The organism is Kribbella sp. NBC_01245, from assembly GCF_036226525.1.
Taxonomy (GTDB): domain Bacteria; phylum Actinomycetota; class Actinomycetes; order Propionibacteriales; family Kribbellaceae; genus Kribbella.
Genome location: NZ_CP108487.1, coordinates 2,871,068 through 2,884,358 on the forward strand (window position 1 = coordinate 2,871,068; position 13,291 = coordinate 2,884,358).

The 13,291-nt window shown below is 68.8% G+C and carries 13 protein-coding genes; 7 read left to right on the forward strand and 6 right to left on the reverse strand.

Going from position 1 to position 13,291, the window contains the following annotated elements:
- Positions 1 to 11 precede the first annotated feature (11 nt).
- Entirely contained in the window at positions 12 to 1,055 is a 1,044-nt protein-coding gene (locus OG394_RS12590) for a PHP domain-containing protein (protein ID WP_328995435.1), read from the reverse strand.
- 34 nt (positions 1,056 to 1,089) lie between these two features.
- Positions 1,090 to 1,722 (reverse strand): PadR family transcriptional regulator, encoded by a 633-nt coding sequence (locus tag OG394_RS12595; RefSeq protein ID WP_328995436.1) that lies wholly within the window; start codon positions 1,720 to 1,722, stop codon positions 1,090 to 1,092.
- 53 nt (positions 1,723 to 1,775) lie between these two features.
- On the opposite strand from OG394_RS12595, the gene OG394_RS12600 reads away from it, so the two are divergent.
- The gene (locus OG394_RS12600; protein WP_328995437.1) at positions 1,776 to 2,657 is read left to right on the forward strand and encodes a class I SAM-dependent methyltransferase; all 882 of its coding nucleotides are present in this window, start codon (positions 1,776 to 1,778) and stop codon (positions 2,655 to 2,657) included.
- Here OG394_RS12600 and OG394_RS12605 read toward each other — a convergent pair.
- The gene (locus OG394_RS12605; RefSeq protein ID WP_328995438.1) at positions 2,638 to 3,297 is read right to left on the reverse strand and encodes a class I SAM-dependent methyltransferase; all 660 of its coding nucleotides are present in this window, start codon (positions 3,295 to 3,297) and stop codon (positions 2,638 to 2,640) included. The genes OG394_RS12600 and OG394_RS12605 overlap by 20 nt on opposite strands.
- 183 nt (positions 3,298 to 3,480) lie before the next feature.
- Here OG394_RS12605 and OG394_RS12610 point away from each other — a divergent pair, with 183 nt between their 5' ends.
- From OG394_RS12610 to OG394_RS12635, 6 genes are all read left to right on the forward strand, one after another.
- Positions 3,481 to 4,728, forward strand: a complete 1,248-nt coding sequence (locus tag OG394_RS12610) for a PucR family transcriptional regulator (protein WP_442914304.1) — start codon at positions 3,481 to 3,483, stop codon at positions 4,726 to 4,728.
- Positions 4,729 to 4,806: 78 nt separating this feature from the next.
- Positions 4,807 to 6,000 (forward strand): acyltransferase domain-containing protein, encoded by a 1,194-nt coding sequence (locus tag OG394_RS12615; RefSeq protein WP_328995441.1) that lies wholly within the window; start codon positions 4,807 to 4,809, stop codon positions 5,998 to 6,000.
- Entirely contained in the window at positions 5,997 to 6,995 is a 999-nt protein-coding gene (locus OG394_RS12620; RefSeq protein ID WP_328995442.1) for a beta-ketoacyl-ACP synthase III, read from the forward strand. The genes OG394_RS12615 and OG394_RS12620 overlap by 4 nt, the downstream gene beginning before the upstream one ends.
- Positions 6,996 to 7,106: 111 nt before the next feature.
- Entirely contained in the window at positions 7,107 to 7,355 is a 249-nt protein-coding gene (locus tag OG394_RS12625; RefSeq protein ID WP_328995443.1) for an acyl carrier protein, read from the forward strand.
- 126 nt (positions 7,356 to 7,481) lie between these two features.
- Positions 7,482 to 8,717 (forward strand): beta-ketoacyl-[acyl-carrier-protein] synthase family protein, encoded by a 1,236-nt coding sequence (locus tag OG394_RS12630; protein ID WP_328995444.1) that lies wholly within the window; start codon positions 7,482 to 7,484, stop codon positions 8,715 to 8,717.
- A 98-nt stretch (positions 8,718 to 8,815) separates the two neighbouring features.
- Entirely contained in the window at positions 8,816 to 10,261 is a 1,446-nt protein-coding gene (locus tag OG394_RS12635; protein WP_328995446.1) for a carboxyl transferase domain-containing protein, read from the forward strand.
- A gap of 459 nt (positions 10,262 to 10,720) precedes the next feature.
- Here OG394_RS12635 and OG394_RS12640 read toward each other — a convergent pair whose 3' ends face one another.
- The 3 genes from OG394_RS12640 to OG394_RS12650 form a co-directional block, all read right to left on the reverse strand.
- Positions 10,721 to 11,218, reverse strand: coding sequence for a DUF3145 domain-containing protein (locus OG394_RS12640; RefSeq protein WP_328995448.1), 498 nt, complete (start codon positions 11,216 to 11,218; stop codon positions 10,721 to 10,723).
- A gap of 160 nt (positions 11,219 to 11,378) precedes the next feature.
- On the reverse strand, positions 11,379 to 12,332 hold the full coding sequence (locus OG394_RS12645) for a VWA domain-containing protein (protein WP_328995449.1): 954 nt from the start codon (positions 12,330 to 12,332) through the stop codon (positions 11,379 to 11,381).
- On the reverse strand, positions 12,332 to 13,291 hold the full coding sequence (locus tag OG394_RS12650) for a DUF58 domain-containing protein (protein ID WP_328995450.1): 960 nt from the start codon (positions 13,289 to 13,291) through the stop codon (positions 12,332 to 12,334). The genes OG394_RS12645 and OG394_RS12650 overlap by 1 nt, the downstream gene beginning before the upstream one ends.

Genomic DNA, 13,291 nt, shown 5'->3' on the forward strand with positions numbered 1-13,291 from the left:
CACGGCCCCTTTCATACCGCGGCCCATTGCAGCAGGGTTTCCGCGCCCCAGGTGTTGATCACGCGATCCGCGGTGACACCACATTCCTCGGCGCGCTCGCAGCCGTACACCTGCCAGTCGAGCTGTCCCGGCGCATGCGCATCGGTGTCGATCGAGAACAGACAGCCCGTCTCGACCGCCATCGACAACAACCGCCGAGGTGGATCCAGTCGCTCCGGCCGCGAGTTGATCTCCACCGCCGTGCCGAACTGGTGGCACGCCTCGAACACGATCTCCGCGTCGAACTCCGACTCCGGCCGCTTACCCCGCTCGCCCGTGACCAGCCGGCCGGTGCAATGCCCGAGGATGTCGACGTGCGGATTCGCGACGGCCCGGACCATTCGCTCGGTCATCGGGCCGGACGCCATCCGCAGCTTGGAGTGCACGCTGGCCACGACGATGTCGAGCCGCGCCAGGATGTCGTCGTCGCAGTCGAGCGAACCGTCGTCCAGGATGTCGACCTCGATCCCGTTCAGGATGCGGAAGCCGTCCAGCTCGTGCTCGAGTTCGGCGTTGAGCTTCGCCACCACGTCGAGTTGCTCCAGCCGGCGGGCCCGGCTCAGCCCGTTGGCGACGGTCAATCGCGGCGAATGATCGGTCAGCACCATGTAGTCGTGCCCGAGGCGCTTCGCCGTCCGCGCCATCTCCTCGATCGGGCTGCCGCCGTCGGACCAGTCCGAGTGCAGATGCAGATCCGCCTTCAACGCGGCCCGGAGAGTTGCCCCGCCTTTGGTCAGGTCCTTCGCGTCCTTCTCGAGTTTCGTCAGGTACGCCGGGGTCTTGCCCTCCAGCGCCTCCACTATGACGGCCTCGGTCTTCGGCCCGATCCCGGCCAGCTCGGTCATCGTCGCGGCCCGGTGCCGCGCCCGCACCTCGACCACGGGCAGCCCCTCGATCGTGTCGGCCGCCTGCCGGTAAGCCCGCACCCGGTACGTCGGCTGCCGATCCCGCTCCAGGTAGTACGCGATCGACCGCAACGCCTCGACCGCCGCCGCCACACCCGCCTTATCCACCATCCCCCCATCATGCCGCGTCACTGGGGACGAGTGGTCACCTCTGGTCCGGGTCGCGTTGCGCGATCCTTTTCATGATGGTCCAGTCCGGCGTGGCCTGGCTGGGATCCTCGGGCCAGGTCTCGATGGTGGTGGTGGCCCAGTCGGCCCACGCGTCGACCATGTCGGCGAAGTCGGTGTGGAACCGTCCGACCACGCTGACCACGGCGGCTCGGTCTGGGAATGGGCCGGTCCCGGCGAGGTAGTCGCGAGCGACGCTGACGTTCTGCGCGTTGCGTTCGCGTGCCCAGTCCTTGATGGTGGCGACTGCGTTCAGGGTGTCGGTCTTGGTGCCGTGGTCGGAGAAGAAGACCTTGAGGAGTTGCTCGAACTCGATGACAGGCCCCTCGCCCGGTGTGCCAAGCCACTGGCGCAGGGCGCGTCGGCCGGCCGGGGTGATCGTGTAGATCGTGCGGGGACGGCGCCCGACGGCCTCCTCAGTGGCGGTGGCCAGACCGTGGACCACGAGCTTCTTCGGCTCGTTGAACAGATTGCTGCGAGCCCTTGGCCACAGCGGACGCAGGCTGCGATCGACGTGTTTGGCGAGCTCGTACGTCGACCACGGGCGGATCGCCAACATCCCGAGCATGGCGAACGAGGTGGTGTTCAGTTCGTCTTTGCGTCTTGTCATATAGTCCTCCGAGGACCATTGTAGTCCTCGAAGGACCATGAAGGAGGTTCACGGTGAATGAGCCGATCGCGATCAAGGTGGACCCGGCCAACACCGACCAGGCGAAGGCCTGGGGTGGGAACGAAGGCGCGTACTGGGCGGTCAACGCCGAGCACATCGACCGCGCCGTCGAGCGATATCACGGCCCGTTCATGGCCGTGGCCGGTATCTCGGCTCACGATCACGTGCTCGACATCGGCTGCGGGACGGGCCAGACCACCCGCGACGCCGCACGCGCCGCGAGCTCGGGGTCAGCTCTCGGGGTCGACCTGTCGCCGGCGATGCTCGACTACGCCCGGCAGGCCGCCGCCAGGGAAGGCGTGCGCAATGTGCGATTCGAGCAGGCCGATGCCCAGATCCACCCCTTCACAGCCGAGGCGTACGACGTGGCCATCAGCCGTAGCGGCGCCATGTTCTTCGGGGACCCGGTTGCCGCCTTCACGAATATCGCCCGGGCGCTTCGTCCAGGCGGGCGCCTCGTGCTGTCCACCTGGCAGGGTTTCGGCGACAACGAATGGCTCCGCGAGCTCATGACCGCCATGGCTGCCGGTCGCGACCTTCCCGCGCCACCACCCGGCGCGCCCGGCCCGTTCTCACTCGCGGATCCCGACCGAATCCGGGCCATTCTCGGCGCGGCCGGGTTCGTCGATATCCAGCTCGAACCTCACCGCGAGCCGATGTGGTTCGGCAAGGACGCCGACGACGCGCAGCGCTTCGTCCTCGGCCTCCTCGGCTGGATGCTCGAGGACCTCGACGACGACGGCAAGCGGCGCGCCCTCGACAACCTGGCAGCCACCCTCACCGCTCATGACACCGGCGACGGCGTCCTTTACGGATCCGCGGCCTGGACGATCCAGGCCACTCGCGGGAAACACGTCAGAGGCGGCGGGTCCTGACCGCGAGTGCGTGCGGGACAGGGTCCTCCCTGGGCTCCATGACGCGCTCGATCGCCAAGCCCGCTTGGAGGAACGTGGTCAGGAACTCGGCCAGTGGGAGGTGCCGCATGCCGACGTTCGCCCGGATTCCCTCGTCGCTCCAGTACGGCGCGGGCTGGTGCCGGCCGGACTCGCGATAGGTCGTGTGGGCGGTCCGGGCTCCGTCCTCGTGGTACTCCACGTGAGGACCGTTGAAGCAGGGGTGAACCCCGTAGGAGATCAGCACGCCACCCGGCTCGAGCACCCGGGCGGCCTCCCGGATGGTGCCCGCGAAGTCGTCCACGTCGGTGGAGATCCACAAGGTCGTGACAGTGCTGAAGGCGCCGTCCCGGAAGGGAAGGTGGGCGCCGTCCAGCTCGACCAGCGGCGCGTCCGACCTGGTCCGCGCCAACCGGAGCTGGTCGCTGGAACGGTCCGCCCCGACGACCGAACGACCGGTCTGCTCGATCGTCGCCAGGTTCCAGCCGGTGCCGCAGCCGAGGTCGAGACACCGGCCTGTTCCCTGGCCGAGCAGCTCGAGCAGATACGGCCGGTTGTCCTCGGCGCCTTCGCGGAAACGCTCGTCGTACCAGTCGGCCAAGCCGTTGTACCGGGCTGTCATTCAACCACCGTAGCCAGCGCCTGGTAACAGGGGCGGCAGACACGATCCAGCCGTCGGGGCAGCTCGAGGGCGGGCGCCCAAAGGAAGGGCCGACGGGGTGCGACTTCGGCTGGAGCGGGTAGATAGGCGGGTACGACGTAAGGTCGGAGGGTGGCGCGCCGGGTGGAGAACGAGAACGAGGCTGTGCCGGAGAAGGCGCGGCGGAAGCGGCGTACGGCTGAAGAGGTCGCGCATCAGGCGCGGGCGGATCGGCTGCAGAGTGCGACCGGGGCGTTGTCGACCGCCGCGACGGCCGCGATGGACGAGAAGCTGCCGTGGTTCCGGCAGTTGTCGGCGCAGGATCGTTCGTGGATCGGGCTCGTCGCGCAGTCGGGTATCACCGCTTTTGTCGACTGGTTCCACGATCCCGACGCGCATTCGTCGATGCCGACGCGGATGTTCGGTTCGGCACCGCGGGAGTTCACCCGGGTCATCTCGCTGCACCAGACGGTCGATCTCGTCCGGACGACCATCGAGATGATCGAGAACACCATCGGCGACCTACTACCGCCGGACGACGTACCGATCGTGCGCGAGGCCATCCACCGGTATGCGCGCGAGGTCGCGTTCGCGGCGGCGACGGTCTACGCCCAGGCGGCGGAGATGCGCGGCGCGTGGGATGCCCGGCTGGAGGCGCTCGTGGTCGACTCGGTCATCCGTGGTGAGGCCGACGAATCCGTCCGGTCGCGTGCCTCGGCACTGGGCTGGACCGGCTCGACGATGGGCCCGCACGCGAGCGGTCAGACGTCGTCGCAGGTCGCCGTCGTGGTCGGGCGGGCGCCGGATGGCGACAGCGGGAACACCAACGTCGCGGACGCCGTACGGCATGCGGCTCGGCAGCACGGGGTGGACGCGTTGTGCGCGATGCAGGGCGACCGGCTGGTGATAGTACTCGGGGGTACGAGCAAACCTGTCGAGATCGTACAAAAGCTCGCGGACCGGTTCGGGCCTGGCCCGATCGTCGTCGGGCCGGTGGTGAAGGACCTGATGTCGGCCGTCACCTCGGCGCGGGCGGCGGTCGCCGGCCTGCGCGCGGCACCCGCCTGGCCGGACGCGCCCCGGCCGGTGATGGCCGACGAACTGCTGCCAGAGCGGTCACTTTCGGGTGATGGTCACGCACGGCGACAGTTGGCCGCGGATGTGTACGGGCCTTTGGCCATTGGTGACGGAGTGTTGTTGGACACAGTCTCGACGTACCTCGATGCCGGTGGTTCTATCGAGGCGACGGCCCGGGAGATGTTCATCCACCCGAATACCGTCCGGTACCGGCTGCGACGCGCCGGGGAGATCACCGGCTACTCCCCGACGAACCCCCGCGACGCTTTTACATTGCGTGTCGCACTAGCCCTCGGCAGACTGCTGACACCCGACGCGAGTAGCCACGTTTTGTAGGATAGTGACAAATACGGCCCGGCAGAATTCGTGCGCATCCCAGACCCACGAAGCGCCGGGCTCAGGGAGAGTTGTCACGTGCTCGTCATCGTCGCGCCTGGTCAAGGCGCCCAGACCCCAGGATTCCTCGAACCGTGGCTGGAAGATCCCGCCTTCGCCGGCCGGCTCGACTGGTTGTCCGCGGTCGCCGGAATCGACCTCGCCCACTACGGCACGAAGGCCGACGCGGAGACGATCCGCGACACCGCGATCGCGCAGCCACTGCTGGTCGCGTCCAGCCTGCTCGCCGCCCTGGCGGTGTTCCCGCACCCGTCCGACGCCTTCCGCACGATGGGCGCGGCCGCCGGTCACAGCGTCGGTGAGATCGCCGCCGCCGTCGGTGTCGGCGTGCTGAGCGCGGAGCAGGCGATGGTGCTGGTCCGCGAGCGCGGTAAGGCGATGGCCGCCGCCGCGAAGCATGCAGCCACCTCGATGACAGCGGTGCTCGGTGGCGACCGCGACGAGGTGCTGGCCAAGATCGCCGAGCACGGCCTGGTCGCCGCGAACGACAACGGCCCCGGCCAGGTCGTCGCAGCGGGTACGGTCGAGCAGCTCGCCGCCTTCGCAGAGGACGGCCCGGCCAAAGCGCGGCTGATCCCGCTGTCGGTCGCCGGCGCCTTCCACACCGAGCACATGGAGCCCGCGGTCCAGGTCCTCGGCCACTACGCGCAGGCCATCACCACGCACGACCCGCGCTCGCGCCTGATCTCGAACCGCGACGGCCAGATCGTGCACGACGGCCGCGAGGTCCTGCAGCGCCTGGTCCAGCAGGTCAGCGCGCCGGTCCGCTGGGACCTGTGCATGCAGACGATGGCCGACCTCAACGTCACCGGCATCCTCGAGATGCCGCCGGCGGGCACGCTGACCGGTATCGCGAAGCGCGCGCTCAAGGGCGTCGAGACCTTCGCCCTCAAGACGCCGGACCAGCTGGACGACGCCCGCGCGTTCGTCGAGAAGCACGGCAGCCCGTCCGAGATCGACGCCTCGCCGACCTGGCGGCTGCTCGTCTCGCCGATGAAGGGCATCTTCACCCGCGGCGAGCAGGAGCCGCGCGAGAGCGGCGATTCCGTCCAGCCCGGCGAGACCGTGGCGATCGTGAAGAGCCTGCGCGACTCGCTCGAGGTGAAGGCCCCGCACGGCGGCATCGTGGTCGAGTGGCTCGTCGAAGAAGGCGATCCGGTCTCCCCCGGTCAGCCACTGGTTCGTCTCCACCCCCAGGCAGGAGCCCGATGACCGGATCGATCACGCAGTCCAGCGGCGCAGGTCACGCGACCATTCTCGGCCTGGGCGCCTACCGCCCGCGCCGGGTGGTCAGCAATGCCGAGATCCTCGAGCACATCGACTCCTCGGACGAGTGGATCCAGACCCGTTCCGGGATCAAGGAACGGCGCTGGGCCGATCCGGACGAGACCGTGCTGGCGATGTCCGTGTCCGCCGCGAAGGACGCCCTGACCGACTCGGGCATCGACCCGGCGCAGATCGGTTGCGTCATCGTCGCCACCGTCACGCACCTCTACCAGACGCCCGCGATCGCCACCCAGATCGCCGTCGAGGTGGGTGCGCCGACGGCGGCCGCGTTCGACGTCTCGGCCGCTTGCGCCGGGTTCTGCTACGGCGTCGCCCTGGCGAACGACCTGGTCCGCGGCGGCTCCTCGCCGTACGTGCTGGTGATCGGGGTCGAGCGGCTCAGCGACATCACCGACCGTACGGACCGTGGTACGGCGTTCATCTTCGCGGACGGCGCGGGTGCGGCCGTGGTCGGCCCGTCCGACCAGAACGGCATCGGCCCGGTCGTGTGGGGTTCCGACGGCACCCAGCACCACGTGATCGCGCAGAAGGAGTCCTGGCAGGAGGCGGCCGAGAGCGCGAACTGGCCGAACCTGACGATGGAGGGCAACCCGGTCTTCCGCTGGGCGTCGTACGAGATGGCCAAGGTCGCCCAGCAGGCGCTGGACGTGGCCGGCGTGAAGGCCGAGGACCTGGACGCGTTCATTCCGCACCAGGCGAACAACCGGATCACCGACGCGATGATCCGCTCGCTGAAGCTGCCCGAGCACGTCAAGGTCGCGCGCGACATCGTCCGCCAGGGCAACACCTCGGCGGCCTCGGTGCCACTCGCGATCGACGCAATGCGCGAGTCGGGTGAGCTCAAGAGCGGGGACACCGCCCTCATCATCGGCTTCGGCGCCGGCCTGGTGTACGCCGCTCAGGTCATCCGGCTGCCGTAGCGCTTCCTGCCTTACGCAATCATGTTGTCCGTCCCGGCTCAGGTGGACCGGGACGGCGCAGGACCCCTCCACCAGCACTTGTCAGTAGTAAATCCGAAAGGGAATGCACAGATGGCCAGCACCGAAGAGATCCGTTCCAGCCTCGCCGACATCGTGAACGAGATCGCCGGCATCCCGGTCGAGGACGTCCAGCTGGACAAGTCCTTCACCGACGACCTCGACGTCGACTCGCTCTCCATGGTGGAGGTCGTGGTCGCCGCTGAGGAGAAGTTCAGCGTGAAGATCCCCGACGAAGAGGTCAAGAACCTGAAGACCGTCGGTGACGCGGTCGCGTTCATCGAGCGCGCCCAGAACGGCTGATCCAACAGCCCTATACGTGCTGGCGGATCGTTGGCTCGCCGGATCACAAGTCCGGCGGGCCGCGGCCGCAGCTTCTCGCCATCAACCAGTCGAAGCAGTCTCAACCAGTAGAAAGATGGGGTAACCATGTCGAAGACCCGAGTCGTCGTCACCGGGCTCGGAGCGTCGACCCCGGTCGGGGGCGACGTCCCCAGCACCTGGGAGGCGCTGCTGGCCGGCAAGTCCGGAGCCAAGCGGCTGACCGCTGACTGGGTCGAGGAACTGCCCGTCCAGATCGCAGCACCGGCCCTGGTCGAACCGACCGAGAAGCTCGAGCGCGTGAAGGCCCGCCGCCTCGACCGCAACGCCCAGTTCGCCGTCGTCGCCGCGAACGAGGCCTGGGCCGACTCCGGCCTGGCCGACTCCGGTCTGGCGCCGGAGCGTCTCGGTGTCGCGATCGCCTCCGGTATCGGCGGCCTGCTCACCACGCTGGCCAACTACGACGCCCTGAAGAACAACCCGCGCCGGGTCTCGCCGCTGGCGATCCCGATGCTGATGCCGAACTCCGCCGCCGCGAACGTGAGCCTGGTGCTCGGCGCCCGCGCCGGTGTGCACACCCCGGTATCGGCCTGCGCCTCCGGCAACGAGGCCATCTCGCTCGCCGCCGACCAGATCCGCCTCGGCCGCGCCGACGTCGTCGTCGCCGGTGGCACCGAAGGCTCGATCACGGCCCTGCCGCTGGCCGCCTTCAGCCAGATGATGGCGCTCAGCAAGCGGAACGACGACCCCGAGCGCGCCTCCCGGCCGTGGGACCTCGACCGCGACGGCTTCCTGCTCGGTGAGGGCGCCGGCGTGCTCGTGCTCGAGTCGTACGACCATGCCGTCGCGCGTGGTGCCAAGATCTACGCCGAATTCGCGGGCGCCGGTCTGACCGCCGACGGTCACGACATCGCGCAGCCCGAGCCGACCGGTGCGGGCGCGACCCGCGCGATCCAGCGTGCCCTGATCGAGGGCGACCTCGCGGCCGGCGACATCGTGCACATCAACGCGCACGCCACCTCCACCCCGCAGGGCGATATCGCCGAGTCGCTGGCCATTCGTACGGCTCTCGGCAGTGCCGCGGACCGGGCCGTCGCGACCGCACCCAAGTCGATGATCGGTCACCTGCTCGGTGCGGCCGGCGCGGTCGAGTCGATCGCCACGGTGCTCGCCATCCACCACCGGGTGGTGCCGCCGACGATCAACCTGGACAAGCCGGACGACGCGATCAACCTGGACATCGCGACCGAACAGCGCAAGCTGGGCGACGGGGATATCGCCGCGCTGAACAACTCCTTCGGTTTCGGTGGCCACAACGTCGCACTGGCGTTCAAGTCGCTCTGAGGTTCTTAGGTTCTTCAGTTCGCTCTGAGGTTCTTCAGATGTTCTGAGGTTCTTGAAGTCGCTCTGATTCTTCATGCCGCACTGATTCGGAGACCACGATGACCACAGCCCCCGCCGCCCCTGTCGGCGCTGCCAAACCCGTCAAGCTGCCGCGTGAGCAGGACCCGCGCAATCCCGTCACCCGGCTGACCAACCTGCTGGACGAGGGAACGCTGGAGCTGCTCACGCCGGACGACCTGTCCGGGATGCTCGCCGTGCGTGGCACCATTCACGGCGCGCGGGTGATCGCGTTCTGCTCGGACGCCACCGTGATGGGTGGCGCGATGGGCGACGAGGGCTGTGACGTCGTGGTCAAGGCCTACCAGGCCGCGCGGGCTGAGGAACTGCCGATCATCGGCCTGTGGCACTCCGGCGGCGCGCGGCTGGCCGAGGGTGTGCTCAGCCTGCACGCCGTCGGCAAGATCTTCTACGAGATGACCCAGGCCTCGGGCAAGATCCCGCAGATCTCGGTCGTGCTCGGCCCGGCCGCCGGTGGTGCCGCCTACGGCCCAGCGCTGACCGACATCGTCATCCTCGGACCCGAAGGCCGGATCTTCGTCACCGGACCGGACGTCGTTCGCTCGGTCACCGGTGAGGACGTCGACATGCTGCGCCTCGGTGGGCCCGAGCCGCACGGCCGACGTTCGGGCGTCGTACACATCACCACCGACTCCGAGGCCTCCGCTCTCGCCGAGGCCCGCCGGCTGGCCGACCTGTTCGGCAACCAGGGCACGGTTTCGCGCGACGTACCCGACACCGACCTGTCCGGCCTATTGCCGGAATCGGCCAAGCGCGCGTACGACGTCCACCCGCTGGTCGGCGGCGTACTCGACGAAGGCTCCGGTGTCGAGCTGCACCAGCGCTGGGCCCCGAACATCGTCACCACGATGGGCCGCCTCGGCGGTCGCACCATCGGCGTGATCGCGAACAACCCCCTCCGCCTCGGCGGCTGCCTGGACGCGCTCTCCGCGGAAAAGGCCGCGCGCTTCGTCCGCATGTGCGACGCCTTCGGCGTACCGCTGGTCGTGCTGGTCGACGTCCCGGGCTACCTGCCAGGCGTCGGCCAGGAATGGGACGGCGTCGTACGACGTGGCGCAAAGCTCTTGCACGCGTTCGCCGAGTCGGTCGTACCGCGCGTCACCCTCGTCACCCGCAAGACGTACGGCGGCGCGTACATCGCCATGAACGCGCGCTCCCTCGGCGCGACCCGCGTCTTCGCCTGGCCCCGCGCCGAAGTCGCCGTCATGGGCGCAGTCGCGGCCGTCCGAATCCTCCACCGCCGCAAGCTCGCCGAAGTCGCACCGGAGTTGCGCGCCCAGGTCGAGGCCGAGCTCGCCGCCGAACACGAAAAGATCGCCGGCGGCATCCAACGGGCCCAGGAAATCGGCGTAGTCGACGAAATCGTAGAACCCACCAACACCCGCTCCGCCCTAGCCGCCGCCCTCGCCACCGCCGAATCCACCAACGGCCCCCGCCGCGGCCACCACAACAACATCCCCCTCTAGCCACCGCACCGCACGCCCCCTGCGTTGACACGCCTCCTCCTCACGGCGTCGAGGTCGCCCCTTCCCTCCCCTTGCGTTCATTGGTCTGCATCCGCTCGCCCCTAACCGCGGCGAGTCGTTTGGTCGCCTGCGTGGGCGGGCGGATTCGGACCAATGAACGCAAAGCAGGAAGGGGCGCGCCAGCGGCAGAGGCGTGAGGCGCGGTGGAGCGCGTGGGGCGCGGGAGTGGGTGGGCAAGACGAAGGCGCGGGATCCGTGGGGGATCTCGCGCCTTCGCTTCAGGTGGTGCGGCCGCTGTGGTCGGTCACCGGGGTGTCCCTGCACCCGGTGGCCCAGCGGCCACGGCCCCTCCCGCCCTAGTGATTAGTAAGACTCACCAGGTCCGGGAAAAGTTGCAGCGTTTTTCGAACTCCCCGGAAATTCTCAGTATTCGGCGGTTTCGGGCGCTCATTGTGACGGTCAGACCACTTGGTGCAGCCAGCGGACGGGTGCGCCGTCCCCGGCATAACGGAAGGGCTCGAGTTCGTCGTCCCACGGACGGCCGAGCAAGCGCTCGATCTCGTCACTCAGATCAACCTCGCCAGTGGCCGCCTTGAGCATCGCGGCCTTGAGGCGATCTTCCGGCACCATGATGTCGCCATGGACGCCAGTGGTCGCGTGGAAGATACCGAGGGTCGGAGTGAACGAGTAGCGCTCGCCTTCGATCCCGCCGGCCGGCTCCTCGGTCACCTCGAAGCGGAGTTTCGCCCAGCCACGCAGGGCCGAGGCGAGTTTGGACGCGGTACCGGATTCGGCCTGCCAGGACAGCTCGGAACGATAGTTGCCCTGGGCAGCGGGTTGGGGCGTCCAGTCGAGTTTCACGGGCACGCCTAGTACGCCGCCCGCCGCCCACTCGACATGTGGGCACAGCGCGGACGGCACTGTGTGGACGTAAAGCACGCCACGGGTCGTCGCCACCGGGACCTCCTGTGTTCGAGGGGCGCCTTCCCCAGCGTTCTCGAACAACTCGTGTCTCGACAGACGACAGCTAGTACATCTTGCACCACCACCCCCAACGACACCAGCAACCGGGCCGTAGAACCACATCACGGTCCGGTTGCTGCTAGCCCCTAACCCACTATGGGAAGCGGGAGGCGAGGGCCACGGCGGCACCCGCGGTGGCGAGGGTGAAGAGCATGGCGATACCGGCGAAGCGGGAGGTGACTTCCTTGTCCACCTCGTCGAATCCGACCGACGAGCCGATGTCCTTGTAGACGTCCTCGAGCTCACCCGCGGACTCGGCCGTGTAGGCCTCTCCCCCGGTGATCTCGGCGACGGTCCGCAGCTCGGCCCGGTCCGGTGGCACCCGCTGGCGCATGCCGTCCATCTCGATGAAGCCGGAGTCGGTACCGAAGGTGATCGTGTAGACCGGAGTGCTCTTCTCCTTCGCGGCCTGCGCACCCTCCTGGGCCGTTCGGCCGACCGTCCGCTTCCCGTCGGACAGCAGCACGATCCGGGCCGGGGCCGGGTCGTTCGGGTGGTCCGGGTCCGGTGGGACCTGGGTGAGCGCCTGCAGCGAGGTGAAGATGCCCTCGCCGGTGGCCGTCGACTCGGCTAGCTCCAGACCGTCGATCGACCTCTGCACGGTCGCCCGGTCGGTGGTCGGCGGCACGATAATGGACGCCGTACCGGCGAAGCTGACCAGGGAGACGTTGAATTTGGTCGGCAGCTGGTTGACGAAGTTCTTCGCGGACCTCTTCGCGGCTTCGAGCCGGTTCGGGTCTACGTCGGTGGCCATCATCGACAGCGAGACGTCGATCGCGACCACGATGGTGGCACGCTCGCGCGGCACCTTGACCTCGTCCTTGGGCTGCGCGAACGCGACGATGCAGGCCGTCGCGGCGAACAACGCCATCACCACGGCGACGTGCCGGCGCCACTGCGGCCGGCGCGGGGCGACCCGGTCCAGCAGGGCGATGTTGGTGAAGCGCAAGGCGTACTGCGAACGGCGGTGCTGCATGAACAAGTACGCGGCGATGACGATCGGGATCAGCAGCAGGAACCAGAGTCGTCCCGGTGAGATGAACTGCATCAGCGGGCCACTCCCTTCGGCGGTTGGTGCAGGCGCTGGGCCACCCGCCGGTAGGTCAGCACGAAGCGCACGGTGTCGGCCACCCAGTCCCGGTCGGTCCGCAGCACCAGGTGTCCTGCTCCTACCCTACGGAGGGCGGCGCGGGTTCGTTCCCGCTGGGCCAGTGCGGCCGCGGCGTACTGCTCGCGGACCCGGCGTTTGCGGGTGTCGATCTCGCGGACGGCGCCGGTCTCGGGGTCGCCGATCATGACGACACCGACGTTCGGCAACTCCATCTCGCGCGGGTCGACGATCTCGACCGCGAGCACCTGGTGCTGCGCGGTGAGCTTGCGCATCGGGCGCTCCCAGGACGGCTCCAGCCGCCGGTCGGTCTCGCCGTCCTCAGGGGTGAGGAAGTCGGACACGATCACCCGCAGACCACGCTTGCGCTGGGTCCGGGCCATCGACTCGATCGCGCCGGCCAGGTCGCTGCGGGCCTGGTGCTCCGCGTTGTCCTGCTCGGCCAGCAACGCCCGCAACAACCCGTACAACGCGAGCCGGCCCGAACGCGCGGGCCAGCGACGAAGGGTGGAGTCGCGCAGCATCAGCCCGCCGAACCGGTCGCCCAGGCGATGCGTGAGGAACCCGACCGTGGCGACGGCCGCGACGGCGAGCTCGCGCTTTTCCAGTTGGGAGGTGCCGAAGTCCATCGAGGCGGAGAGGTCGACCAGGGCCCACGTCTCCAGCTCGCGGTCGGCGATCAGGTCCCGCACGTGCGGCACCGTCGTACGCGCGGTGACGGCCCAGTCCATTCGCCGTACGTCGTCGCCGACCTGGTATTCGCGGGCCTCGGCCAGTTCCGTACCCGGGCCGGGCAGCAGGCCGAGGTGCTCGCCGTGCAGGTATCCCTCGAGGCGCCGTACGACGGTCAGCTCGAGCCGTCGCAGGGCGCGCTCGGGTGCGAGCTGCGAAATCGTCAT

Coding starts and splice junctions, on each gene's coding strand:
- OG394_RS12590 (WP_328995435.1), bottom strand. CDS start 1,055: ATGGTGGATAAGGCGGGTGTGGCGGCGGCGGTCGAGGCGTTGCGGTCG.
- OG394_RS12595 (WP_328995436.1), bottom strand. CDS start 1,722: ATGACAAGACGCAAAGACGAACTGAACACCACCTCGTTCGCCATGCTC.
- OG394_RS12605 (WP_328995438.1), bottom strand. CDS start 3,297: ATGACAGCCCGGTACAACGGCTTGGCCGACTGGTACGACGAGCGTTTC.
- OG394_RS12620 (WP_328995442.1), top strand. CDS start 5,997: ATGACCGGATCGATCACGCAGTCCAGCGGCGCAGGTCACGCGACCATT.
- OG394_RS12625 (WP_328995443.1), top strand. CDS start 7,107: ATGGCCAGCACCGAAGAGATCCGTTCCAGCCTCGCCGACATCGTGAAC.
- OG394_RS12630 (WP_328995444.1), top strand. CDS start 7,482: ATGTCGAAGACCCGAGTCGTCGTCACCGGGCTCGGAGCGTCGACCCCG.
- OG394_RS12635 (WP_328995446.1), top strand. CDS start 8,816: ATGACCACAGCCCCCGCCGCCCCTGTCGGCGCTGCCAAACCCGTCAAG.
- OG394_RS12645 (WP_328995449.1), bottom strand. CDS start 12,332: ATGCAGTTCATCTCACCGGGACGACTCTGGTTCCTGCTGCTGATCCCG.
- OG394_RS12650 (WP_328995450.1), bottom strand. CDS start 13,291: ATGACGATTTCGCAGCTCGCACCCGAGCGCGCCCTGCGACGGCTCGAG.